Here is a 22323-nt window from a genome sequence, read left to right on the forward strand (position 1 = left end):
TGAAGACATGCCGGAAGAACAATTAAAACTATTTATAAACGAAGAGAGAGACAGATCTGTTATAAATGTCGGTATCAAGCACCTGGAAGCGGAGGAACTGCAGACTTTTATCACGGAAACAAAAGAATATGTTGCAGATAATAAGCCAGATGATATCAGTGCGACAATAACCGGTAAGGCGGTTGTAGATGTGGAAATGGTAACAGCACTGACGACAGGCAGATATAAAATGACCTTGTTGGGTATGGGTCTTGTTTTTCTCGTCTTATTACTGATTTACCGGCACCCGATAAAGGCTTTCATTCCCCTGCTGCCAATTGTGTTTATAGTTGGCTGGTCAGGCGGGGTTATGTACTTGTTTAATATTGATTACACTCCTTTAACAGCAACACTCGGCGCGCTGATTATCGGTATTGGAACAGAATTTACGATCCTGATAATGGAGCGGTTTTACGAGGAACGCCAAAAAGGTTCAAAAAGACAGGAAGCAATTATAACAGCCAATGAAAAAATGGGTAAAGCTATATTTGCTTCGGCCCTCACAACAATTGGCGGATTCAGTGCTTTGCTTATATCTGATTTCGTGATTTTAAGCAATTTTGGTATGATGACATTAGTGAATATTTCCTTTGCCCTTTTGAGTACGATCATTGTCCTGCCCGCAATATTGGTAATTCTTGACCGGTTTGTGCGTACAAAAAGTGATGAAGGAACAGAAATTGTAACGGGGTGAAATAGGTATGCGAGATAAAACGGATCAAATTTTGAATGCGGCAATCAAGGTGTTCATTTCAAAAGGGTTCCTACAGTCCACCACTCAGGAAATCGCAAAGGAAGCCGAAGTGGCCGAGGTAACACTTTACCGCAAATTTTCCACAAAGCAGAACCTTTTTGAGATTGTGGTGAAAAAAGCACTCGAGAATGAATTTCATGCCAAAGTCATGAAGTTTGCAGAAGAACCGGGAACAACGGAATTTTTCAAACGCATTCTGGATGACCGATTTACAGCTTTGTCAAGAAACCATATGCTTGCAAAGACACTGCTTGCTGAAAGTTTTATGGGACATTTAGCTGACGAGATTAATTTTCCCGTTATTATTTTTAATGGACTCAAAAAAGGATTGGATATACACTTTGCCAGATTTGAAAATAAACCTGACACAAACCTTCTTGCAAGGCAAATAGGGGGTATTCTTCTTGGGAGCCTGACATTCCCGCCGGAAGTGCCTTATTATAAGCAGTCCAAGCAGCAAAAGGAAGAACTGTTAAACGTACAAGTGCATGCTTTGGAAATCTTTATACCCCGATGATGGTTAATTGAATGGTTGCAGGAACACACGAGAGGCTGGAACAACAGTGTTTTTTCAAAAGCGATTCAAAAGTAACTGAAAACAAACTTGGGACATATGATGATTTTGTATATGTAATCACAAGAAAGGATTGAAAACTATGTCTCAGTATGAATATCCTTATTCCTACTCGCCAATTTGTAATTGTGGCAGGGTACCGTTTAACTGGAGTGCAGCAAATGAATTTTATGCAAACCAACATTGGCCATACGCAGACCCCCGCAGCTTTACGGGTCCCTTGATGCAAGATCATGGAAAAGAACCATTTGTACTGAATATAGATCAGGCTGCCAAGCAAAACAATACTTTTCGTACAGCCATATGGACAGGAGATAATTTGCAGGTTACATTGATGAGTATTGGAGTTGGGGAAGATATAGGTTTAGAAGTACATCCTGATGTGGATCAATTTTTACGTGTTGAGGCAGGGCAAGGAGTCGTTCAAATGGGAGATAGGAAAGATAATTTATATTTTCAGGATATAGTTTTTGATGATTATGCAATCATGGTACCTGCCGGAGTATGGCACAATCTGATTAATACGGGTCGTACACCGCTTAAACTTTACACAATCTATGCCCCGCCTGAACATCCGTTTGGTACTGTTCATCGTACAAAAGCAGAGGCAATGGCCGCTGAGGAAGATTAAATCAGTTTTATAAGCCGTGCAAAGTTGAGAATGCTGCCAGAAGTTTAATCCAAAAAATTGGTTGTCTGTTATTAATAGTCAGGTATCGTCCGGGGGAGATCCGGTCGTTGCCTGGCTTTTTTGCTTAAAATTTAACGTTTTTACAAATAGGTTGGAGCACCGTTATATTAAAAATTAAAAAGGTATTTTCATCAAACTTTCATATTAATACTTTACCATGAATCATAAGAAAAAATCGGTTCAGGAAAGTATGGAGGTTACAAGCAATGAAAAAGGCGATTCTTATCCTTGTTGTACTGGGAATGTTTGGATGGGCTGTTTATGATTTTACAAGTACAACTGATGAAACAGTTGTTGAGGAAAAAACCGGTTCAAGTGGAGGCAAAATCACCTCACCACCGCCTGCCGGGGAAAAGGGAGATGTCAAAAAGACGGATGAGGTGGGGATTTCAGTCGGACAAATTGCCCCGGACTTTAAATTAAGGACGCTCGAAGGAAAAACAGTGCGCTTGTCAGATTACCGGGGCGAACGTGTTATCGTCAATTTTTGGGCCACATGGTGTCCCCCTTGCAGAGCGGAAATTCCTGATTTTCAAAAGCTATATGAGAAGAAGGATGTGGAAATATTAGCGGTTAATCTAACATCAACGGAAAAAAGCAAAGAAGGTGTCCGTAAGTTTGTAAAAGAATTTGGAATGACTTTTCCTGTTCTGATGGATGTAAATTCCGATGTTGCGGAAACGTATCAGGTACGAGCATACCCGACTTCGTATATGATTGATTCCAGTGGCCATATACAATTCAAGGCATTGGGTGCAATGAATTATGACCTTATGATTCAGGAATTGGCAAAGGTTGAGTAGCCGTGGTCATCATAAACATATTAATTATGTTCTTGACAAAATACCCATAAGGGTATAAGGTATGTCATGTAATGTTTTTGAAGGGTTAAGCAAAAGAGCGAATCCTATTATTTAACAATATTTAGTACCTATACATGTATGGGTGAAAATAAAAGGAGTTGAATAAGTAATCGATGCAGGATAAAAAGAAAACAACAATTGTTTTGTTCAGTGGTGATTATGATAAAGCGATGGCTGCATATATCATCGCAAATGGCGCGGCGGCCTATGACCATGAGGTGACTATATTTCACACGTTCTGGGGATTAAATGCGCTCCGAAAAGATAGTGAGGTTTCCGTAAAAAAGAATTTTCTTGAAAAAATGTTTGGAAAACTCATGCCGCGTGGTACAGATAAAATGGGCATATCCAAAATGAATTATTTGGGAATGGGACCAAAAATGATTAAACGTGTTATGAAAAAGCACAATGCAATGCCTCTCCCCCAGTTGGTGGATATGGCTCAGGAACAGGATGTTAAACTGATTGCGTGTACCATGACAATGGATTTGCTCGGTCTTCAAAAAGAAGAACTTCTGGATGAAATTGATTACGGCGGTGTTGCAGCTTATATTGGTGAAGCAGAAGAAGGCAATATCAGCCTATTTATTTAAAATAATTTAATACCCATACCCATATTAGTAAGAAAGAGTTTGATTTAAGGATCTTTTAAATAAGACTATCAAGGAGGTAAATTCAATTGAAATCAGTAAAGACGAACGAACTGGAAGAAATAATCAAAAGTAAAAGGGATGTAAATGTTATTGATGTACGCGAAGATGATGAAGTGGCACAAGGGAAAATACCGGGTGCGAAACACGTTCCGCTTGGTGAGGTGCCGGACCGTATTAATGAAATAAACAAAAACAAACACTATTATATGATTTGCCGTTCAGGCGGCCGAAGTGGCAAAGCATGTGAATTTCTTGAAAATCAGGGGTTTGACGTAACTAATGTTGATGGCGGTATGCTCGCATGGACAGAGGAAATTGAAAAATAACGGAGGTAATTACTAATGGGAATTACAGCAAATGAAACAGTGGATGCAAAGGGGTTTGCTTGCCCAATGCCAATTGTTAAAACAAAAAAAGCTATTTCTGATTTAGCTCCAGGGGAGGTAATGGAAGTGCAGGCAACCGATAAAGGATCTACAGCCGATATTAAGGCCTGGGCGGAAAGTACAGGTCACCAGTACCTGGGCACTGTTGAAGAAGATGACGTGCTGAAGCATTATTTGCGCAAAGCAAGTGATGATGAGGTAAAAAATGAAGCAAACTATGATGATGTGCTTGAATTGCGGAAATTGCGGGAAAAAGTTGATGGACAGGAAGATGTAACGATTCTTGATGTTCGTGAACAAGCAGAATATGCATTTAATCATATTCCGGGCGCAATCAATATTCCGCTTGGGGAATTGGAAAACCGAATGAATGAAATAAATGATGACAAAGAGATTCATGTTATTTGCCGTACGGGGAGCCGAAGCGACCTTGCAGCCCAAAAGCTATCACAAAAAGGTTTCAAAATCGTAAAAAATGTGGTGCCGGGCATGGCTGAATGGGATGGCCCAACGGAAAAATCCACAAACTAATTTTAGGAGGAATAAACAATGGAAAACAATAACACACGCGTAGCAATAATAGCAGCAAATGGTGGTATGTTCGATGCCTATAAAGTATTTAACATTGCGACAGCAGCCGCCGCATCGGATAAAGAGGTAGGGATATTCTTCACATTTGAAGGACTCAACTTGATTCATAAGGAGGCTCACAAAAACCTGGCGATGCCGGAAGGGAAAGAGCACTTCAAAGAAGGCTTTGAAAAAACGAACGTTCCATCCATCAGTGAGTTGTTGGAAATGGCTCAGGAAATGGGTGTCAAAATGATTGGATGTCAAATGACAATGGATGTTATGAATCTGGAAAAAGAAGATTTTGTGAAAGGAATTGAAGTCGGCGGGGCAGCTTCATTCATTGAGTTTGCCAAAGATGCCGATATTTCACTGACATTTTAAACAGTAGGAGGCTAATTGTATGACAAAGAGTATTACGACTGATGAACTTGCAAAACGGGTTGTCAACCGTGAGGAGACTCTCATCCTGGATGTTCGGAATACGGATGAGTTTGATGATTGGAAGATCGAAGGGGACAGCGTTGAAATAATCAATGAACCTTATTTCAACCTGCTCGATGGCGTTGACGCTATAGCAGATAAAATTAGTAAAGATCAGGAAGTAATTGTGGTTTGTGCCAAAGGGGGCTCATCGAAAATGGTGAGAGACCTTTTGGAAGAAGAAGGTTTTACACATGCTTATGACCTGGAAGGCGGCATGAAAGCCTGGAGTGAACATTTGGAGCCTGTCAAAATAGCAGACTTGAATGACGACGGAAGTTTGTACCAGTTTGTACGCTTGGGAAAAGGCTGCTTGTCATATATGATCGTTTCCGACAAAAAAACAGCGGTTGTTGATGCTAATCGTATGACAGGTATTTATGAACGTTTTGCTGAAGAAAAAGGTGTATCGATTGAGCATACGATTGATACGCATCTTCACGCTGACCATATTTCGGGTGGACGTCAACTCGCTGAAAATACCGGAGGCACGTATCATTTACCGGATAAAGATGCGGAAGAAGTAACATTTGATTATGCATCATTGGAAGAAGGAACAGATATTACTGTCGGCAACACAACTATTCAGGTACAGCCGATCTATTCACCGGGACACACAATTGGAAGCACATCGTTGATTATTGATAACAAATACCTGCTGACCGGAGATATTCTATTTGTGAAATCAATTGGCCGCCCTGATTTGGCTGGAAAGGCTGAAGATTGGGTCGGAGATTTGCGGGAAACGTTATACAGCCGTTATAAAGAACTGTCTGACGATCTGATTGTATTGCCTGCTCACTATTCATTTGTGGATGAACTTGGAAATGACGGAAGTGTCAAGGCACGGCTTGGTGATTTGTATCAGCGTAATTCAGGTCTGCAGGTGGAAGATGCACAGGAGTTCCGGAAAATGGTAACGGAGAACCTGCCGCCGCAGCCAAACGAGCACGATAATATTCGTCAGACCAATATGGGTAAAATGAACCCGGAAGCTGAAAAACAGCGCGAAATGGAGATTGGCCCGAATCGTTGTGCAGTACACGGTTAATACATTTAACTGAATGGATGGGTCCAGAAACAGCACGGTCATTAAAAAATTACAAGGAGGAACTTATGATGGAAGCAGTAAAAGTATTGGATGCAAAAGGAATGGCATGTCCTATGCCGGTAGTAAAAACGAAAAAGGCAATCGAAGACATTGAATCGGGTGAAATTCTGGAGGTTCATGCGACAGACAAAGGTGCAAAAAGTGATTTAACAGCTTGGACTAATTCAGGTGGTCACGAGCTGGTGGATCAAACTGAAGAAAATGACGTACTGAAGTTCTGGATTAAGAAAGCCTAACGAGGGGCCCCTTATTCAGGGGTCTCTTCTTTTTATGAAAGGAGGATGGCTATGGAATACAGTTTAATGTTCATATTAGTCCTGTTTTTAATTGGATTTGGTGGTTCATTCCTATCCGGGATGGTTGGTATCGGCGGTTCCATTGTTAAATATCCGATGCTGCTATACATTCCGCCTTTATTAGGACTATCAGCGTTTACAGCACATGAAGTTTCCGGCATTAGTGCCGTTCAGGTTTTGTTTGCCACAATTGGCGGGGTATGGGCCTACCGGAAAGGTGGATACCTAAATAAAACACTGATTATTTATATGGGGATAAGTATCCTGCTTGGAAGCTTTATTGGTGGTTATGGTTCCCAGTTCATGACGGATGGCGGCATCAATTTTGTGTATGGTGTAATGGCTACTATCGCAGCCGTTATGATGTTTGTTCCTAAAAAAGGGATCGACGATACCCCGCTTGACCAGGTTACATTCAACAAGTGGCTGGCTGCATTTTTTGCATTTGTAACCGGTATTGGGGCCGGGATTGTAGGTGCGGCAGGCGCATTTTTATTGGTTCCAATTATGCTGCTTGTGCTGAAGATACCGACACGTGTGACGATTGCATCTTCACTTGCCATTACATTTCTTTCAGCCGTTGGTTCAACGGCAGGTAAAATAATGACGGGCCAGGTATTACTTATTCCGGCTGTTATCATGATTATTGCTAGTCTGATTGCATCTCCGCTTGGTGCAAATGCCGGTAAGCGAGTAAATACGAGAGTATTACAAGGCATTCTTGCCGTTCTGATTCTGGCAACAGCTGTTAAAATATGGTCGGATTTTTTCTAGGATAACCAGTTACCTAATGGATTAGGAGGGAGTTGGATGGAAATTTTACAATGGATTTTTTTCATTATTATAATTGTATTTGTGGTGAACTTTTTTCTTCCGACAAAAGGAGTTTCGAATATAACCGCAAAAGAAGCAAAAGATAAGTTTGCGAAAAAAGATGTACAGTTCGTTGATGTAAGAACACCGGGTGAGTATAAAGCCAATCATCAGAAGAAATTTGCAAATGTACCATTAGCCCATTTATCAAAACGTACCGGAAAATTGGATAAAAATAAAGAAGTAGTCGTTATTTGTCAAAGCGGTATGCGAAGCGCAAAGGCAGCCAAAATGCTTAAGAAACAAGGTTTTGAAAAAGTATCTAATGTTAAAGGCGGAATGAATGCCTGGGTATGATGATTGATGATGAAGAAGTTTAACAGGTACATTAATATGGAGATGTTTAACATTCCGTCGTATGGGTTAGTATTAAACGTTGGATGAAAATTACCAAATATAATTTTATCTGTTTATGGCAGGTAACTTTTTATAAAAAGGGAGTTGTATAAAGTTATGTTTCATTATACAGTTGAAACGGAAAAATCAATGGAGGAAGCGATTCATGCACTGGAGGAAAACCTAAAGGAAGAAAAATTCGGTGTGCTTTGGCAATTTGATGTTAAAGAAACGTTAAACAATAAAGGGTTTGATTTTGAACAAGCCTATCAGGTTTTGGAAGTTTGTAATCCAAAAGAGGCGAATAATATATTATCTCAAAATCAGCTTATAGGTTATTTTCTCCCATGTAAAATGGTTGTGTACCAGGACATTGAAACAAACAAGGTTAAAATTGGCATGCCAAAGCCAACAGCATTAATTGAAATGGTCAATGATGCTTTATTACAAGAATTTGCGGCTGATATAGAGGAGCGACTGATTGTTTGTATCGATAAGACAAAATAATATCTAATTACGAAAAACCTTCATCTTTTTTTGTGAATTTTAATACCCCATCATGTATAATGGAAGTGTAGGAAATGAGTAGTATAAAAGTGAATAGTATAAAACGGGTTTATTTACAACACAAATACCAGATTCAATAGGAAAAGGGGGTGCCGTCCCATGGATTATGATGATCAGATGAAAAACCGAATTAAACGTATTGAAGGCCAGGTCAGGGGATTATTGAAAGCGATGGATGAAGGGAAAGAATGTCGAGATGTAGTGAACCAGATGACTGCTGCCAGAAATGCACTTGACCGTACAGCAGCATTGGTTGTCAGCAGAAATCTGGAAGCGTGCATTCGTGAGGAGAAGGAATCCGGGGAAAGTTCGGAAGACGTTATTAAAGAAGCGGTAAATCTGCTTGTGAAAAGTCGGTAATTCTCCCTGTATGTGTTGAGTGAAAGGAGAGAATAATGACTGGTAAACGCTTTAACCCGGAAAAGGCGGATAAACTGATGAGTGACGTTCGCAGAAAAAAATTACCGCCGGAGGAAGTTATCCGGTATTTGGATTTAGATAAAAATGATACGGTTGCCGATGCTGAAGGAAAATGCAGTGGAAGAGCAGCTTGAAAACATTCATTATGTGGAAAGTAATCTGGACCATATCCGGCTGGATGATAATTCCTTGAGTAAAGTTATGATATCGTTTATTATGCATGAAGTACCGGATATTGAACAAACACTGGATGAAATAAAGCGGATTTTGATGTTGATTTTCTTCCTTGGTTCAACAAAATGGATTGTCAGACACAGCCGGGTCATTATGAAAATCAGCGCAGTTATTATGGGTTTGGTGCTGTTTTTCGGGCTGATGCCATGTATTACAGGTTTTATGCCCAATCTTATGGATGGTACATGGTTATCTAAATTAGGATAATGAAGGGAATTGTTGTGAAAAAGGTATACATATGTGAACTTTGTTATCTTTTGTTTTGTTACCGGGTTGTTAGAATGCTGTTAAGGACTTGTAAAACCTCTGAATTATTTTTTTTCTGATGAGAAAGATCATTACTCATTATTGATAATAAGAGGTAGAATATGGATGAAATAGACTGGTTTGATTGGATGGATAAAAACAATATAAGAAATGTTAATGGGTTTACCACTGCTCAGGAAACTTCTTTAAAGAAAAGAAAAATAACTTGAATATTTAGAGTTAGAAGAACTTCCACCTTTTGTTGCTTTTGACACTATAGGTATAGCATCTCAGACAAATAAAAAAATTAATTAATTTTTTGCAAAGTAAAGTTCCAGAGTCATGGAATCATTAATTCATTAAGACTAGCTGTAAGATCATCATCAATTGGGCATACTTGTCGAATAAGGCGTCTTTCTGAAATACGATGGTTCAGATTGTAGAAGAAAAGCGCAATTTATTGTCGCCAATCTTTGCGATAATTGGATTAAAGTTCTACTCTTGAAAAAGTTGCATTTTTTAATAGAAGAATGCCGTTTGAGAACATTAAAATCAAATAATTTTATTGAGGCCAAATATTTTTGCGGAAAAGAAAAAGCTAATCATGAGATTAACTTTTTTGTAAGTATCCTTTTTAATAAAAATCCTACAAACAATCCTGGGAGTATGCTCAACATTGGAAGCCAGACAGGCCCTAATAATACATTAAATAGGGTTAGGTTTGATGAATAGATTGTCCCCACAGTCACAAAGTATGCTGAAAATGCAAACGGTAAAAATGAATATGGTTCTTTTCCTCCACCTGCATCTTTAAAAGCATCCCACATTGCAAAAAAGTATAAACAAGGATAAAACATAAGCCATTGATAGTTAGTCTGCTCAATGGCCATTACTACGTTTCCTTGAAAACTTAAAATAATTATTTCGTTAAAATTTCCTAACACATTGATTAAAAACTCTAACAAAACAAATATAATTCCCTTAATATACTTCCCGTTTAATAATTGCCCAAAGCCCGGCAAGGCAATACTCCAAAAAAGCATTTTATATTTTTGATTTTGATTCATGTAATCCGTCCGTTATCGATGTTATTTTATGGATTTCTTTGCGGAATGATAAACCGGTCAACGCTTAACTTGCATGCCAATCCTTATTTGCTCTGTCTCCTCGATAATTTTGTTCTGTCTGCTGCTTGGGGTGGTTCCTCCATCCAACCGTGTTTGATGATAATTTTCCCTCCGTCCTTGGCAAAGTCAAACGTATTGGTCAACATTTGACCCATTTTTAAAAGCAAATCACTCCGAAAGCTAAACGCTGCTCCAACTGAGTTACTCCCCATACCAAACATCGACAACAGGTTTGTCATATACATCATAATTTTGTCAGAAAACGGTGGGATGGTGGAGTTGGTTACGATTCCTGTCCATGTAGAAGGCGCTTGTAAATCACTTTCTAATAAAAAATTACTCATGGTAGATACTTGCTTCTCAGCAAGTTCTCTTCCACGTTGAAAGTATTGTTGAATATCAGGACTTTCAGCAACTTGTGCAAAGCCTGTCATCAATTGTGTTCCCGTAATATTTGCTTCCAGTGCCTGGTACACTAAGCCAATTTCTACTGTGTTAAGTACGCGTTTTTTTCCAAAGGGGTTTAATCCGCTTATATAACTCTTTTCTTTGACGAATTCAACCTCGTTCGGCATTGGAACACTGGGAGGACGTGGTAAAACGCCCTTCTTTAACAGGGATTGGGTGCATTTGTTATAAATCGTTTGACTATCTGAAGTAAAGTCTCTGTATAGGTTATAGATGTCTTCGCGATAAGACATCCCTGAATGCAACGCGTAAAGACCGATCAAAATCTGACTCAACAAACGAAGATACATTAAATGAAATTGATCATCAAATAAGCGAGGGGCATGATTATCTGTATCCTTTTCTGTAAAGGCTAAGGGAATGGCAACGCCCTCGTTTTGGAAGATGGTTTCAATGGCATTAATGTTTTTTGTTTCTATATCTTGGGCAGATTGTAGTACAATTTCGGTTTCTTCATCGTCAGAGTTTTTAATAAAGCGCTCCAAAATACGTAATTTCATGGACTTTTCCTGATAGGCTTGCCATAGATTACCTAATTCTGTAGACGATAAAGGTATGTTGTTCATCATGTCGGACCTCCAATGTTTAAAGTGTTTATATTATTATGCACGTGTTTTTCCTTCTTTATTATGACGAAGCACTCGCATAATATCCCTTTGCATGGATATTCTAAATGCTGAAAATCCTAAATACAGAGGTATTATAATGTTTGATAAACATCATACAAATGAACAATTACCAGAGTCGCCGGTTTCTTACTGGTTTCCAATAAATTGCACCCGATTCTATTAGTTAAGTGTTATCAACGTAGCGTTGGCCACGACAACTAACCACTATTTAAGAAAGCGACCATTTCTATGAACTATTCAGCAAATGCGCTATGAATGCCACATAACTGTCAATTTAAATTAATATATCGTGATTCATATCACAGGGTTAGAAAGTCTTCTTTTAGTAAAGTGAAAAGTGGATGAAAAAGACCCTAAAGTCTTGGCTCTATAGGGGATTATAAAACTTTTTAGGCTGAAAGGAGATCATAAAATGAATTCAACTAAACTAAGCATTGTTAAGTCGACTGCACCTGTATTAAAAGATCATAGCCGTGAGATAGGGACACGCTTTTATAACCTGCTTTTTTCAAGGGCTCCGGAATTATACAATATGTTTAATCAATCCAATCAAAAAAGAGGGTTACAACAGGAAGCATTGACTTACGCTGTTTATGCGGCCGGTGAAACTCTGGACCATTTAAAGAATATTGAGCCGCTAATCATGCGGGTAGCTGAAAAGCATGTTGCCTTAGGTGTCAAACCGGAACAATATCCCGTTGTTGGCGAAGCCCTTCTTCAGGCCGTGAAAGATGTCCTTGGTGACAAAGCTACAGATAAGGTGATTGACGCATGGAGTGAGGCCTATAACACCATCGCTGATGCATTTATAAATCTGGAGCATGATCTATATGAGGGGAAAGAACAAAAACCTGGTGGTTGGCATGGATTCCGGGACTTTCGTGTTGTTAAAAAAGTTGAAGAGACTGACCTTGTGACATCATTTTATCTAAAACCTGAGGATCAACAGCCGATTTCCTCATATGAACCCGGACAGTATTTGACATTAAAAGCAGATATTGAAGGTGAAACATATACCCATATGAGACATTACAGCTTATCGGATGTCCCGGGAAAAGACTACTATCGAATTAGTGTTAAACGAGAAGAAGGCAATGGAGAAGTTCCGGATGGGGTTGTTTCAAATTATTTGCATAATCGCGTACAGGAAGGAGATACGCTGCCTTTTGCTGTTCCAGCCGGTGATTTTACAATGATGAACGATGACCTCCCCATTGTTTTGATTAGTGGGGGGATTGGACTAACGCCTCTCATGAGTATGTTAAATACATTAGCTGATACCGGACGATCTGTGACTTACATTCATGCAACACAAAACAGTTCAGTCCATGCGATGAAAGAACATGTTGAGCAATTAACTTCTGAATATCCAAACGTCGATTCTTATGCTTGCTATGACAGTCCTACCGCAGAGGACAGAAGTGCCCAAAACTTTGATAAAGAAGGATTCATTAATTTGGATTGGTTGAAATCTATCTTACCGAGCAACCAGGCTGACTTTTATTTTTGCGGACCAGTACCTTTTATGAAAGCTGTTAATAAGGCTCTCAAAGATTGGAACATACCAGAAAAACAAACGCATTATGAAGTCTTTAGTCCTGTCAGTATTTTGGAAGAACAGAAGTCTGAAAAGCCATCCGTAACAGCGTCACGTTAAAAGAGAATACGCAACATATTTGAAGGAGGAGGGGAATTATGGAAACACAAGAAAATGAAAAAACACAACGCTTGCAGGGGATGCTTCAAGAGGCATTACACCCCTTAACAGGAAAAATAAAAATATTGGAGCAAGAGCTAGAATCCGTTCGAAAGGGTCAGGATGAATTAAAAAAAATGCTGGAAGAACGAAAAAAGGATGGCTAAGGGTTCGTAACCATTTTAAAATATCTAAAAGGTATCTAAAAGGTATTCTCAATTAGGCGCTTACCTTGAATTAAGATAGGTGTCTTTATTTTTGTAAAAAAATTGAAATGGACCAGCTGTTTTGGAATAATTGATAATAGGCGCGGAATTCATATAATATTAAAATTATTCATAAAGTGATTCTGTTGGGTATTCTGTATTATCCTGAAGCCAATGAAGTTGAAAAGGAAAATTATGAAAATACATTTGACTATGCCGCAATCGGGCGCCATTCCGGAATAAAATCTGGTACCTAATTCCGCGAAAATGGGTTATTTAGTTGAATAACTGAAAGCGTTGACAAACCAAATCAAAAGAGTAAAATAAGTCCAATGTGAATTATCTAATAGAGGTGATAATATGCTTGGGCTACCAAAAGGTGAGGTTTTTTTAGCACCTTGGACAGAGAATTGGGATAAGGAATTTTTATTGGAGAAAGAGCGAATACAAAAGAAAATTGGTATGTATATTGTAGATGTTTATCACGTTGGAAGTACAGCAGTAAAGTATCTAAGTGCAAAACCAATAATTGATATTGCTGTTGAAATTAAGAAATTTAGCGACGGAGAATATTGTATCTTACCTCTGGAAAACCTGGGTTATTCTTATAAGGGCACAAACATTCTACCTGATAGACATTATTTTAATAAAGGAGAACCCCGGACACATCAAATCCATATGTATCAAAGTGGAAGTAGATATTTGCTTGACCAGTTGAATTTTAGAGATTATCTAAGAAGTAACGATGAAGCAAGAATTGAATATCAGCAACTAAAACTGAAACTGTCAAAGGAAAATCACAATAATAAACATAAATACGCAGATGAAAAGACTGATTTTGTTAATTCTGTTCTAGGCAAGATTAAATACCCTTGTCCACTTACCCAGCATAATTACTATTTTTGAATTGGACCAGTTTATGAAATAAAGCAATTAGGATTGGGGGGATAATAATGGGGAAATGGTATGGCGCTGGAGGAGTGTGTGTGAAGGACGGGAAAGTTTTAATGGTTTTGCAAGGGACTACTGAAGAACCAAAACGTTGGTCAGTTCCCTCTGGGGGTCTTGAAACAGAAGAGACGTTTGAAGAGTGTTGCATCAGAGAAATCAAGGAAGAAACAGGTTATGATGTTGAAATCATACAACCATTATTCAAAAAGGACGGCCAATTCAGTGAAGCACATTATTTTGAAGTTAAAATAACAGGAGGAAAACCAACAATACAGGATCCTGATGAGGTAATTTATGATATTGATTGGAAATCATCATTAGTGATTTGTCGCTTTCGTTTGAGGAAGACAGAGAGCTTTTAATGGACTTTTTAAATGGTAATAAGAAAAGGATTTAATCAGATAATGCTGTGTTTGGCATCTTCCGTAAACGGGCGCTAATATCTAAAAGAATTTAGCGCCCGATATTGCATCATAGAGCCATATTGCGATAGATTGAGCTACTAGTAAAGAAAAAGAATGATTATCGTGAAATGAGGGGTTATAGTCCTAACTATAAAGGAGAAAAGTTCTATGAGTTGGAATCTGCGGTATCTGATGCGAATTTAGTTACTGCATCAGGAATAGCTCCTCTGGAATTTGCGATGGAGGTACTGAAAAAAATAGATGTATTTGCACCAGATACATTACATTCATGGTATAACCTAAATAAGACTCATAAACCTGAATACTTCTTCCAGTTAATGAATTCAATAAATAGCTGAGCTAAAAAATCAACTTAGCAGTTTTATATTAGTTCAAATAAAAATAATGAAGTAACCGAAAAGCTCACTTTCTCTATTTTGTTTTGCAAAGAAGTTGGGCCTTTTAATTTGTAATTTTCTTATCGTTGTAAATCTGCATTTTCCTGACGCTACCCCTTTAGAATTGGCGAGGTACCTTACTAGCAAAATGAGCCTTCCATATAGTTATTAAAACTAATAAGGAATAGCGCTAATATTGTATGTAAGGGCAAGAGTTGAAAAACTTATTGTGAAATTAGAGGTACGTATGCCAAATCATCATTTGAGACGATTATTTGTACATTATCTCTACTCTACATTATCATAAAATGTCTGAAAATTCAAGTCTTGTTATACATCTATAGAAGGTGTATTAAGTAATAGAGGTGATAAAAAATGGAACAAAAAAGTATGACTGCACTTGTAAGTGCCTTTGCTCGTGCGTATCATTCTACGCAAAAAGAAATAAAAATATTTAATGATTATTTAGCTAAGGAGGTTTTAACGCTAGAGGAATATGATCAAATCGCTTGCCATATGTCCAAAGGAATTGATTTCTTTAATCCGTCTTTTGATGGAACAGAAGATAAAGCTTTACAGTGGGTGGTAGATAATCAATTATCTCCTTCTCCACTCGGAAGAGCTGCATTTTCTGAAAGTATGCTTAAAAATGCCGTGAAAATTGGTACGGAGCAATATTTGATTTTTGCTGCGGGATACGATACGTTTTCTCACCGTCAACCTGACTGGGCGACAAATATCGAGATTTTTGAATTTGACCATCCGGATATGATTGCGGACAAACAAAAACGCATTCATGATTTGGTAGAGAAAAGGCCGGCAAATATACACTATGTTGCTGTAGATTTTGAGGAAGACTATTGGCAGAGCTGTTTGTTAGATTGTCAGGCATTTGATCAAAACAAAATAAGTTTTTGCAGTTTGTTGGGGATCAGTTACTATTTGTCAAAAGAAAAATTTAGTGCAATCGTTCAAGTGTTGTCAAGGTATGTACCGAAAGGCAGCAGTGTCGTTTTCGACTATCCTGATGAAAACACCCATACAGAAAAGGCAGGTGTACGAGCTAAAAAACAAGTGGCGATTGCCGGGGCAGCGAACGAAAAAATGCACTCCGGTTATTCTTATCTGGAGATGGAAAAGCTTTTAGCCGACAACTCCTTCTTTATTTATGAACATTTGACGCCGGATGAAATTACGGAGCATTTTTTCAAAAAGTATAACGAGGCTCATCCGCAACATCAAATGACGGCGTTTGACAATGTGAATTATTGCTTGGCTGTGAAAAGATAAATTGCCCTTATTCCAGAAATGGGCGCCTATCTTGAAGAAAGAAAAGGTTCCAGTAAATAATCTAAAGCAATAATTGGTGGGGGTTGAAATGGATTTAACTTTTATTAGACATGGCCAAGGTCAGCATACACTAGAACCACCCAACAGCTTACGCATTAAAGATCCTTCATTAACTGATGAAGGAATAGATCAAGCTAAATTATTAAGAAAGAAAATTCCTTTATCTGATACAGATCTTGTTGTAATTAGCCCTATTAGAAGAACGCTGCAAACTGCATTTATTTGGAGTGAAGGTATCCGGTGTAAAAAAATCGTGAGTCCAATGGTATCACCAAGAATGTTTCCGCAAAAGAAAGAATCGAAGACCCTACCTTGTGACGTGATTATGGATTGCAGCGAAATAAAAAATGAATTTCCTGATTTTATAATAGAAAAAAATTCAACAAATGATCTGTGGAGCCGGGGAATAAATAGCACTTCCGAAGACGAGTTTAAAATCATTGGAAAGAGGTTTATTCAATGGTGTAAGCTCCAATCTAGGGAAAAAATCTATGTTGTATCTCACGATGGTACCATTACTTCCTATCGACAATTGTTATCGAATCAAACATTCACTAGAAAAGACTTTCCAAAAGAAGCAGGTTGGATAAATGTACACTGTTAAGCTAACGGGCGCGAATCTTTAATAAGGGTTGGCGCCAATCTCGCATTATTAGACCATTTCATGAAAGGACATGAAACTTTTAGTCTTAGTTAAGCGTATTTCAAATAGACCTGTTTAAAAAACATATTCTTTAGATATTCAATTATGTTTTGGTAGTTATTTCAGCTAAGAAATAAATTGAGGTGTATTTAATGCTTAGTAAAGATGAGATTCCAACAATTGTATTCAATTCTCTCGAGCCATATGAAAATATAAAAGGTAAAAAGAAATCAACATTGTTTCAACTAAAAGTGTATCGAGGCTGGGACATAACTAGCCAAAAATAACTTAAAAATGGTTCCGATCATCGATTGTTGGTGATCGGAACCATTTTGATTTGGATTATTTTTATGATCTGTTGGTTGATTTACGTTCATGGCAGTGTACTTTCGCAAGTTCACCGCCATGAATGCAAATCCTAATTCATTTTCCACTTTCTCTTTGCCCCGTACAGAAAAACGGGTGAAACGCAAATTAGCCTTCAAGAATCCGAAGACTGGTTCCACCTCAATTTTACGTTTACCGTAAATTTCACCAGTTTCTTTTTCCGAAAGCTGTTGTCTCGTATATGCTTTTTGTTGCTCCCACTTTTGGTTATAATAAATTCTTCGGTTATGGCCTTCCTTTGCTTTGGTGCATTGGGATCGTAACGGACAACCGGAACAGTCTTCACATTCATAAACTTTAAATGTCCTTGTATAACCATATCGGTCTGTTCGGTTGGACATATAGCGGAAGGTTAATCTTTTACCATTCGGACAGGTAAAGGTATCATTTTCCTCGCTATATTCCCAATTGGCTACATTAAAGGCGTTTTCCTTATATTTCTTTTTCTTCTCTTTACGGTATTGGTTATACGTAATCAGTGGCGTGCGTTTCCGATTCTCGATGACGTCTTCGTAGTTTTGTTCACTTCCATAGCCTGCGTCAGCGACAATATACGTCGGTAGCTTAAAGAAACGTTCCTCGATATGATCCAGAAAAGGAATGAATGTACGTGTATCTGTCGGGTTTGGAAACACATCATAAGCGAGCGCATATTGTCCTTCTGTCGCAAGTTGCACATTATAGCCTGCTTTCAGTTGGCCATTTCTCATATGGTCATCTTTCATTCGCATAAACGTGGCATCATGATCTGTCTTGGAGTAACTGTTGCGTGTTCCGAAGGTTTCCATGTCCTGCTGGTATTTCTGTTTGCGTGCCACGTAATCCTTAAATTGTTTACGATATTGTTTCGGTGTTTTGCGTTCGGAGCGAAGCCGTTTCCGTTCGCTTCCATCTTCACTTGCTTCGATTTTTTTATTATAGGCTTCAACGTTCTCATCCAGCTTTTCGACTACTTTTTCGAGCTCATCGGTAGATAGCTCATCTGCGCTTTCCCGTTCGATTTCCGGAATAATTTCTTTTTCCAATAGTTCATCATACATCTGGTTGGACTTCTCCACCAAATTGGCACTGTATTTTTCAATCGCTTTACGCCAAACAAATGTATACTTATTGGCATTCGCTTCGATTTTGGTTCCGTCCATAAAAATCGCTTCTTCATCTATCTGTTCTTCCTGTACAAGCTGACAACGAAATTGCACGAAGCACTGACGCAATAGTTCTTTGACCTCTGGATGAACACGGAATCGATTGATGGTGCGATAACTCGGCTCATATCCCTGGGCTAACCACATCATACGTACACTATCGTTCAGTAATCCTTCCACCTTTCTGCCAGAGAAAACAGATTGCGTGTAAGCACATAAAATAATTTTCATCATCATGCGTGGATGATAAGCTGGACAACCAGTGTCACGTAAAAAGTTAATGAATGCATCATCCGGAATAGCTTCCACTATGTCATTCACAGCGTAAGCAATATCATCTTCTTGAAGTTTTATTTCTAAATCTAACGGCAAAACCACTTGATTCATGTTATAATGTTTAAACATAAGGACACCTCCGATGATTATTGTGTGGTTACTTTAATTTTATCAGAAGGTGTCCTTTTTGTTTATTAAAAGCAAAAAAATAAGCGTGGTCTTTCCACTTAATGGTGGAGACCACGCTTATTCTATTTTACTGGGTTTTGTCCCAGCCTCTTTACGGTAACACCTCCTGTTGAGTATGTAATTATAAGAGAAGATGGCGCTATCCCACCTTTCGATGAGGCAAAGGAAGTTGGTTTTTTAGCAATAGGATTCAATACCACAAATCACAATTTAAATAATATCGGGAAAGGCTGGCTGAATCCATCAACTAAACTGTTGTATAAAAATTTATTAAACGCGCTTGAGCAACTTCAAGAAAAGATTAAAACTATGGCGCCTTCGGATGTGTTGCACTCGTTACATTCTTTTAAAGAAATGGCGGGGTATAGTATTGAACAACAGGAAATTATTGAGAAAACAGTAAAAGAAGGACTTAATTATGCAAAATTTGTAAATAACCAAGGGGTATTAGTTGAAGAAAATGTAACATATCTTCATCAAAATAAAGATGAAACCATGAGAGCATTAAACCAGAAACAGTTAAACCAAATGGAAACTGATAACCACAGAAAAAAAGTTCTTTTTTTCCTGTTTAAAAAGATGTGGATAAAGCCAGCATTGTTTTTTGATCTACTTTCTCTAATTAGGTATCAACTGAATTTGCGATCCAATAAAGGTTCAGAAGCTGACAAGCAACGAAAGCTAAAGAAAAGGCTGGATACGGGTGCTCTCTCCCATGAGCAAGTCGAAGCAGATAAGGATTTATTAAAAAGTATACTTAATCCGAAAAATTAGAGGAATAAAATGTGAAAGTGAGTTTTTATTCTCTCATAACTTTTCCATGATACTCTTAAGCAAACGGGCGCTTTAGAGGAATAAGAAGGCCTCAATCAGAATTAGCCAGATTGTGAAATATGAGAAACAGGGGTAGTTTATATGAGGAGAATTTTTAAAATTGATGTAAATGATGGAATATCCATAACTTTTTTGCGTCTTTTTCCTGATGAGGAATATGAAGCACTTGCAGGCCCAATGAGGATTGAAAGTTTTCATCGAACCAATATTCAGATGAGGGGTATTGTATTGAAGAATGGCCAGGAACTGGAGGACTTCTTAGTAGATATTAAGCAAAACTGGAAATCTTATGAGCAAGAAGGTCAGCAACATTTAATTGAGGCAAATCGCTTACTTCTCAACTTATTATCCAGCTTTACGACGTTCATTGATCATTGCAAAAAGCAATACAGTATTCATTTGAATGAATTAAGACAGGATTTTGAACAAAGGGACCGCAACTATTTCGACGAATATTTTGAATACCGATTCTTCAAACAAATGCGTAATATTATATCTCACATCGCTTTTCCTCTTTCTAAGACACGTATAGACAAGGATGGTTTACATATCATTATGCAAAAAAAGGAGCTACTGAAATTTGACTGGAAGAGGGTGGTCTCTAAGGATGTCGAAGAATTTGAAGAAGAAATTGATATTCTTCCAATGATCCCTAACTTTTGCCAACAGGTAAAGTCGTTAAGCTTTGATGTAATGTATGACTATAAAGAGAAGATTATGGAAGCCTGGGAAGCTTACCAAAAAGTGGCTTTTGAGGTGCAAGGAGAGTTTGGGTTTAGTGATGTTGGCTCATTAGAAGAGTTAAGCGAATTAGATAAATTTAGGATACAACCATTTTCTATTTCTCAGATTTATAATGCCATTCAAGATTTAAATGAGCATCCAAAAATCAATATAAAAATTAGCTGGAAATCTAAATAAAAATACTATGCCTATTCAATATAAGGGCGCAATTGCCATAGAAACAGCTATCATAAATTCAGTTTATTTTTGTGAATTATAGGGAGGGGAAATGATATGCGGCAAATCATTGCACTAGGCGGCGGAGGATTTTCAATGGAGCCAGATAATTCTTTACTTGATCGTTATATATTAAAACAAACAAATAAAAATAAGCCTAAAATTTGCTTTGTACCTACCGCAAGTGGTGATTCTGATAGTTATATTTCAAAATACTATACTTTTTTTACCCAACAAAACTGCAAGCCCACCCACCTTTCATTATTTAAGCCACCTACAGGTGATATAAGAGATTATGTACTAGAAAAGGATATCATTTATGTAGGGGGAGGAAGCACCAAAAATTTATTGGCCTTATGGAAAGAATGGGGCCTGGATAAAATCTTGGAAGAAGCATGGAATCAGGGGACTGTTTTAGCTGGTATAAGCGCTGGCTCCATTTGCTGGTTCGATGAAGGGATTACAGACTCATATGGTTTTGGTCTAGAACCGATTAATTGTTTAGGGCTCCTAAATGGTAGTAACTGTCCTCATTATGATGGGGAATCAGAAAGAAGACCGTCATATCAACAATTTATTAAAACTAGACAATTAAAAGCCGGACTAGCGGCAGATGATGGTGTAGCAATCCATTTTATTGATCAAGATATACATAAAATTGTAAGTTCAAGGGTTAGCGCCAAAGCTTATAAAGTAAGTTTGGATAATAATAAAATTGAGGAAGAACTTCAAACAGTTTTTTTAGGTGCTTGTTAAGCTAATGGGCGCGCTTCCGGAATAAGGGTTCGTACCTAAATTGTTACATAAGGGCCATTTAATTGAACAAGGAAATGAATTATTAGTAGCATATCAAGGTGGTTTGACACGATAAAAATATTTTGCCACAGGAATATGCGTTCGCTAAAATAAAGTAAACGCCAGAGGAGGAGTTTAATGAGCAATTTAGTGCTTCGGAATGTGATTGAGGATGACCTTCCTATTTTTTTTAAGCATCAGCAGGACAGTGAAGCAAACCAAATGGCTGCCTTTACAAGCAAGGATCCTAATGATTGGGATGGCTTCGTTGAACATTGGAACAAAATACTTGCGAATAGGGATATTATTAACCAAACGATCATTGTTGAAAACATCGTAGTTGGACATGTTGCACATTTCGAGCAGTTCGGAGATCCAGAAGTAACCTATTGGATTGGAAGGGAATATTGGGGCAGGGGAATTGCAACCAATGCATTACGAGAATTTCTAAAACAGGTTACAATTCGTCCACTATATGCTCGTGCCGCGAAAGACAATGAAGGATCCCTTAAGGTTTTAAAAAGATGTGGCTTCACAATTTCGGGTGAAGACATCGGGTATTCAAATGCGCGTGGTAAAGATGTTGAAGAGTTTGTTCTTACCCTTAACTAAAGAAATCCAATCCATGTTGCTTGTTCCTTTATAGACCAGCTATAAAAAGTCAAGCATTATTTGAAAATTATCTTTCTGTAATTCTTTTTACTTTACCAGAAAATTTTGCATGACTAATAAACCACCTGCTTGGTGATTAAAAATTTAAGATATAAAG

General features: G+C 38.0%; 29 protein-coding genes and 1 pseudogene. 27 read left to right on the forward strand and 3 right to left on the reverse strand.

The window, feature by feature from the left end; genetic code table 11:
* The first annotated feature begins 7 nt into the window (after window positions 1-7).
* The 16 genes from HUX68_RS19365 to HUX68_RS19090 all read left to right on the forward strand — a co-directional run bounded on the left by HUX68_RS19365 (window position 8) and on the right by HUX68_RS19090 (window position 9057).
* Window positions 8-733: an MMPL family transporter gene (locus tag HUX68_RS19365; protein ID WP_246206782.1), complete on the forward strand. Its 726-nt coding sequence runs from the start codon at window positions 8-10 to the stop codon at window positions 731-733.
* A gap of 7 nt (window positions 734-740) precedes the next feature.
* Window positions 741-1310 carry a TetR/AcrR family transcriptional regulator gene (locus HUX68_RS19020; protein WP_174616271.1) on the forward strand — a complete coding sequence of 190 codons (570 nt, stop codon included), beginning with the start codon at window positions 741-743 and terminating at the stop codon, window positions 1308-1310.
* Window positions 1311-1449: 139 nt separating this feature from the next.
* Window positions 1450-1998 carry a cupin domain-containing protein gene (locus HUX68_RS19025; protein WP_174616272.1) on the forward strand — a complete coding sequence of 183 codons (549 nt, stop codon included), beginning with the start codon at window positions 1450-1452 and terminating at the stop codon, window positions 1996-1998.
* 266 nt (window positions 1999-2264) lie between these two features.
* Complete coding sequence (locus HUX68_RS19030) at window positions 2265-2861, forward strand: peroxiredoxin family protein (protein ID WP_174616273.1); 597 nt, start codon at window positions 2265-2267, stop codon at window positions 2859-2861.
* Window positions 2862-3034: 173 nt separating this feature from the next.
* Window positions 3035-3514 (forward strand): DsrE/DsrF/DrsH-like family protein, encoded by a 480-nt coding sequence (locus HUX68_RS19035; protein ID WP_174616274.1) that lies wholly within the window; start codon window positions 3035-3037, stop codon window positions 3512-3514.
* Between the two features lie 86 nt (window positions 3515-3600).
* Window positions 3601-3900: a rhodanese-like domain-containing protein gene (locus HUX68_RS19040; protein WP_174616275.1), complete on the forward strand. Its 300-nt coding sequence runs from the start codon at window positions 3601-3603 to the stop codon at window positions 3898-3900.
* A 15-nt stretch (window positions 3901-3915) separates the two neighbouring features.
* Window positions 3916-4491, forward strand: a complete 576-nt coding sequence (locus HUX68_RS19045; RefSeq protein ID WP_174616276.1) for a sulfurtransferase TusA family protein — start codon at window positions 3916-3918, stop codon at window positions 4489-4491.
* A gap of 18 nt (window positions 4492-4509) precedes the next feature.
* Entirely contained in the window at window positions 4510-4914 is a 405-nt protein-coding gene (locus HUX68_RS19050) for a DsrE/DsrF/DrsH-like family protein (RefSeq protein WP_174616277.1), read from the forward strand.
* A 19-nt stretch (window positions 4915-4933) separates the two neighbouring features.
* Window positions 4934-6064, forward strand: coding sequence for an MBL fold metallo-hydrolase (locus tag HUX68_RS19055; protein ID WP_174616278.1), 1131 nt, complete (start codon window positions 4934-4936; stop codon window positions 6062-6064).
* Between the two features lie 68 nt (window positions 6065-6132).
* Window positions 6133-6360: a sulfurtransferase TusA family protein gene (locus HUX68_RS19060; protein WP_174616279.1), complete on the forward strand. Its 228-nt coding sequence runs from the start codon at window positions 6133-6135 to the stop codon at window positions 6358-6360.
* A 51-nt stretch (window positions 6361-6411) separates the two neighbouring features.
* Window positions 6412-7194 (forward strand): sulfite exporter TauE/SafE family protein, encoded by a 783-nt coding sequence (locus tag HUX68_RS19065; protein ID WP_010652053.1) that lies wholly within the window; start codon window positions 6412-6414, stop codon window positions 7192-7194.
* 36 nt (window positions 7195-7230) lie between these two features.
* Window positions 7231-7590 (forward strand): rhodanese-like domain-containing protein, encoded by a 360-nt coding sequence (locus HUX68_RS19070; protein ID WP_174616280.1) that lies wholly within the window; start codon window positions 7231-7233, stop codon window positions 7588-7590.
* A 156-nt stretch (window positions 7591-7746) separates the two neighbouring features.
* Window positions 7747-8136 (forward strand): DUF302 domain-containing protein, encoded by a 390-nt coding sequence (locus HUX68_RS19075; protein WP_174616281.1) that lies wholly within the window; start codon window positions 7747-7749, stop codon window positions 8134-8136.
* A gap of 159 nt (window positions 8137-8295) precedes the next feature.
* Window positions 8296-8556: a metal-sensitive transcriptional regulator gene (locus tag HUX68_RS19080; RefSeq protein ID WP_174616282.1), complete on the forward strand. Its 261-nt coding sequence runs from the start codon at window positions 8296-8298 to the stop codon at window positions 8554-8556.
* A 35-nt stretch (window positions 8557-8591) separates the two neighbouring features.
* Window positions 8592-8750: a hypothetical protein gene (locus HUX68_RS19085; protein ID WP_174616283.1), complete on the forward strand. Its 159-nt coding sequence runs from the start codon at window positions 8592-8594 to the stop codon at window positions 8748-8750.
* Entirely contained in the window at window positions 8716-9057 is a 342-nt protein-coding gene (locus tag HUX68_RS19090; protein WP_246206783.1) for a class I SAM-dependent methyltransferase, read from the forward strand. The genes HUX68_RS19085 and HUX68_RS19090 overlap by 35 nt, the downstream gene beginning before the upstream one ends.
* A gap of 641 nt (window positions 9058-9698) precedes the next feature.
* Here the strand turns inward: HUX68_RS19090 and HUX68_RS19095 are convergent.
* Window positions 9699-10163: a hypothetical protein gene (locus HUX68_RS19095; RefSeq protein WP_174616285.1), complete on the reverse strand. Its 465-nt coding sequence runs from the start codon at window positions 10161-10163 to the stop codon at window positions 9699-9701.
* Window positions 10164-10246: 83 nt separating this feature from the next.
* A complete protein-coding gene (locus tag HUX68_RS19100; RefSeq protein ID WP_174616286.1) occupies window positions 10247-11260 on the reverse strand; it encodes a DUF3231 family protein in 1014 nt (337 codons plus the stop codon).
* Between the two features lie 472 nt (window positions 11261-11732).
* Here HUX68_RS19100 and hmpA point away from each other — a divergent pair, with 472 nt between their 5' ends.
* The 7 genes and pseudogenes from hmpA to HUX68_RS19135 all read left to right on the forward strand — a co-directional run bounded on the left by hmpA (window position 11733) and on the right by HUX68_RS19135 (window position 16929).
* Window positions 11733-12977, forward strand: a complete 1245-nt coding sequence (gene hmpA / locus HUX68_RS19105; RefSeq protein ID WP_174616287.1) for an NO-inducible flavohemoprotein — start codon at window positions 11733-11735, stop codon at window positions 12975-12977.
* Window positions 12978-13015: 38 nt separating this feature from the next.
* Window positions 13016-13183: a hypothetical protein gene (locus HUX68_RS19110; RefSeq protein WP_174616288.1), complete on the forward strand. Its 168-nt coding sequence runs from the start codon at window positions 13016-13018 to the stop codon at window positions 13181-13183.
* Window positions 13184-13582: 399 nt separating this feature from the next.
* Window positions 13583-14128, forward strand: a complete 546-nt coding sequence (locus tag HUX68_RS19115; protein ID WP_174616289.1) for a GrpB family protein — start codon at window positions 13583-13585, stop codon at window positions 14126-14128.
* A 47-nt stretch (window positions 14129-14175) separates the two neighbouring features.
* The gene (locus tag HUX68_RS19120; RefSeq protein WP_343033691.1) at window positions 14176-14535 is read left to right on the forward strand and encodes an NUDIX domain-containing protein; all 360 of its coding nucleotides are present in this window, start codon (window positions 14176-14178) and stop codon (window positions 14533-14535) included.
* Window positions 14536-14717: 182 nt separating this feature from the next.
* Window positions 14718-14936 (forward strand): annotated as a pseudogene (locus HUX68_RS19125) (glutamine amidotransferase); the annotation flags it as partial.
* A gap of 414 nt (window positions 14937-15350) precedes the next feature.
* A complete protein-coding gene (locus HUX68_RS19130) occupies window positions 15351-16265 on the forward strand; it encodes a class I SAM-dependent methyltransferase (protein ID WP_174616290.1) in 915 nt (304 codons plus the stop codon).
* A gap of 88 nt (window positions 16266-16353) precedes the next feature.
* A complete protein-coding gene (locus HUX68_RS19135) occupies window positions 16354-16929 on the forward strand; it encodes a phosphoglycerate mutase family protein (RefSeq protein WP_174616291.1) in 576 nt (191 codons plus the stop codon).
* Between the two features lie 284 nt (window positions 16930-17213).
* Here the strand turns inward: HUX68_RS19135 and HUX68_RS19140 are convergent, their stop codons facing one another.
* Window positions 17214-18905, reverse strand: a complete 1692-nt coding sequence (locus tag HUX68_RS19140) for an IS1182 family transposase (RefSeq protein WP_246206727.1) — start codon at window positions 18903-18905, stop codon at window positions 17214-17216.
* Window positions 18906-19220: 315 nt separating this feature from the next.
* Between HUX68_RS19140 and HUX68_RS19145 the strand changes: the two genes are divergently transcribed.
* The 4 genes from HUX68_RS19145 to HUX68_RS19160 all read left to right on the forward strand — a co-directional run bounded on the left by HUX68_RS19145 (window position 19221) and on the right by HUX68_RS19160 (window position 22166).
* Window positions 19221-19739: a hypothetical protein gene (locus tag HUX68_RS19145; RefSeq protein ID WP_174616292.1), complete on the forward strand. Its 519-nt coding sequence runs from the start codon at window positions 19221-19223 to the stop codon at window positions 19737-19739.
* A 141-nt stretch (window positions 19740-19880) separates the two neighbouring features.
* Window positions 19881-20720 (forward strand): hypothetical protein, encoded by an 840-nt coding sequence (locus tag HUX68_RS19150; protein WP_174616293.1) that lies wholly within the window; start codon window positions 19881-19883, stop codon window positions 20718-20720.
* A 96-nt stretch (window positions 20721-20816) separates the two neighbouring features.
* The gene (locus HUX68_RS19155; RefSeq protein WP_174616294.1) at window positions 20817-21515 is read left to right on the forward strand and encodes a Type 1 glutamine amidotransferase-like domain-containing protein; all 699 of its coding nucleotides are present in this window, start codon (window positions 20817-20819) and stop codon (window positions 21513-21515) included.
* 177 nt (window positions 21516-21692) lie between these two features.
* The gene (locus HUX68_RS19160) at window positions 21693-22166 is read left to right on the forward strand and encodes a GNAT family N-acetyltransferase (protein ID WP_174616295.1); all 474 of its coding nucleotides are present in this window, start codon (window positions 21693-21695) and stop codon (window positions 22164-22166) included.
* Window positions 22167-22323 lie beyond the last annotated feature (157 nt).

This window comes from Virgibacillus ihumii, from assembly GCF_902726655.1.
Lineage (GTDB): Bacteria > Bacillota > Bacilli > Bacillales > Amphibacillaceae > Lentibacillus > Lentibacillus ihumii.

What these genes read in the sequence shown, in the direction of transcription:
- HUX68_RS19155 (WP_174616294.1), top strand. Translation starts at nt 20,817, where the DNA reads ATGCGGCAAATCATTGCACTAGGCGGCGGAGGATTTTCAATGGAGCCA.
- HUX68_RS19075 (WP_174616281.1), top strand. Translation starts at nt 7,747, where the DNA reads ATGTTTCATTATACAGTTGAAACGGAAAAATCAATGGAGGAAGCGATT.
- HUX68_RS19080 (WP_174616282.1), top strand. Translation starts at nt 8,296, where the DNA reads ATGGATTATGATGATCAGATGAAAAACCGAATTAAACGTATTGAAGGC.
- HUX68_RS19035 (WP_174616274.1), top strand. Translation starts at nt 3,035, where the DNA reads ATGCAGGATAAAAAGAAAACAACAATTGTTTTGTTCAGTGGTGATTAT.
- HUX68_RS19030 (WP_174616273.1), top strand. Translation starts at nt 2,265, where the DNA reads ATGAAAAAGGCGATTCTTATCCTTGTTGTACTGGGAATGTTTGGATGG.
- HUX68_RS19100 (WP_174616286.1), bottom strand. Translation starts at nt 11,260, where the DNA reads ATGATGAACAACATACCTTTATCGTCTACAGAATTAGGTAATCTATGG.
- HUX68_RS19020 (WP_174616271.1), top strand. Translation starts at nt 741, where the DNA reads ATGCGAGATAAAACGGATCAAATTTTGAATGCGGCAATCAAGGTGTTC.
- HUX68_RS19135 (WP_174616291.1), top strand. Translation starts at nt 16,354, where the DNA reads ATGGATTTAACTTTTATTAGACATGGCCAAGGTCAGCATACACTAGAA.
- HUX68_RS19090 (WP_246206783.1), top strand. Translation starts at nt 8,716, where the DNA reads ATGCTGAAGGAAAATGCAGTGGAAGAGCAGCTTGAAAACATTCATTAT.
- HUX68_RS19060 (WP_174616279.1), top strand. Translation starts at nt 6,133, where the DNA reads ATGGAAGCAGTAAAAGTATTGGATGCAAAAGGAATGGCATGTCCTATG.
- hmpA (WP_174616287.1), top strand. Translation starts at nt 11,733, where the DNA reads ATGAATTCAACTAAACTAAGCATTGTTAAGTCGACTGCACCTGTATTA.
- HUX68_RS19085 (WP_174616283.1), top strand. Translation starts at nt 8,592, where the DNA reads ATGACTGGTAAACGCTTTAACCCGGAAAAGGCGGATAAACTGATGAGT.
- HUX68_RS19365 (WP_246206782.1), top strand. Translation starts at nt 8, where the DNA reads ATGCCGGAAGAACAATTAAAACTATTTATAAACGAAGAGAGAGACAGA.
- HUX68_RS19160 (WP_174616295.1), top strand. Translation starts at nt 21,693, where the DNA reads ATGAGCAATTTAGTGCTTCGGAATGTGATTGAGGATGACCTTCCTATT.
- HUX68_RS19115 (WP_174616289.1), top strand. Translation starts at nt 13,583, where the DNA reads ATGCTTGGGCTACCAAAAGGTGAGGTTTTTTTAGCACCTTGGACAGAG.
- HUX68_RS19055 (WP_174616278.1), top strand. Translation starts at nt 4,934, where the DNA reads ATGACAAAGAGTATTACGACTGATGAACTTGCAAAACGGGTTGTCAAC.
- HUX68_RS19050 (WP_174616277.1), top strand. Translation starts at nt 4,510, where the DNA reads ATGGAAAACAATAACACACGCGTAGCAATAATAGCAGCAAATGGTGGT.
- HUX68_RS19130 (WP_174616290.1), top strand. Translation starts at nt 15,351, where the DNA reads ATGGAACAAAAAAGTATGACTGCACTTGTAAGTGCCTTTGCTCGTGCG.
- HUX68_RS19095 (WP_174616285.1), bottom strand. Translation starts at nt 10,163, where the DNA reads ATGAATCAAAATCAAAAATATAAAATGCTTTTTTGGAGTATTGCCTTG.
- HUX68_RS19070 (WP_174616280.1), top strand. Translation starts at nt 7,231, where the DNA reads ATGGAAATTTTACAATGGATTTTTTTCATTATTATAATTGTATTTGTG.
- HUX68_RS19065 (WP_010652053.1), top strand. Translation starts at nt 6,412, where the DNA reads ATGGAATACAGTTTAATGTTCATATTAGTCCTGTTTTTAATTGGATTT.
- HUX68_RS19150 (WP_174616293.1), top strand. Translation starts at nt 19,881, where the DNA reads ATGAGGAGAATTTTTAAAATTGATGTAAATGATGGAATATCCATAACT.
- HUX68_RS19140 (WP_246206727.1), bottom strand. Translation starts at nt 18,905, where the DNA reads ATGTTTAAACATTATAACATGAATCAAGTGGTTTTGCCGTTAGATTTA.
- HUX68_RS19045 (WP_174616276.1), top strand. Translation starts at nt 3,916, where the DNA reads ATGGGAATTACAGCAAATGAAACAGTGGATGCAAAGGGGTTTGCTTGC.
- HUX68_RS19025 (WP_174616272.1), top strand. Translation starts at nt 1,450, where the DNA reads ATGTCTCAGTATGAATATCCTTATTCCTACTCGCCAATTTGTAATTGT.
- HUX68_RS19120 (WP_343033691.1), top strand. Translation starts at nt 14,176, where the DNA reads ATGGGGAAATGGTATGGCGCTGGAGGAGTGTGTGTGAAGGACGGGAAA.
- HUX68_RS19110 (WP_174616288.1), top strand. Translation starts at nt 13,016, where the DNA reads ATGGAAACACAAGAAAATGAAAAAACACAACGCTTGCAGGGGATGCTT.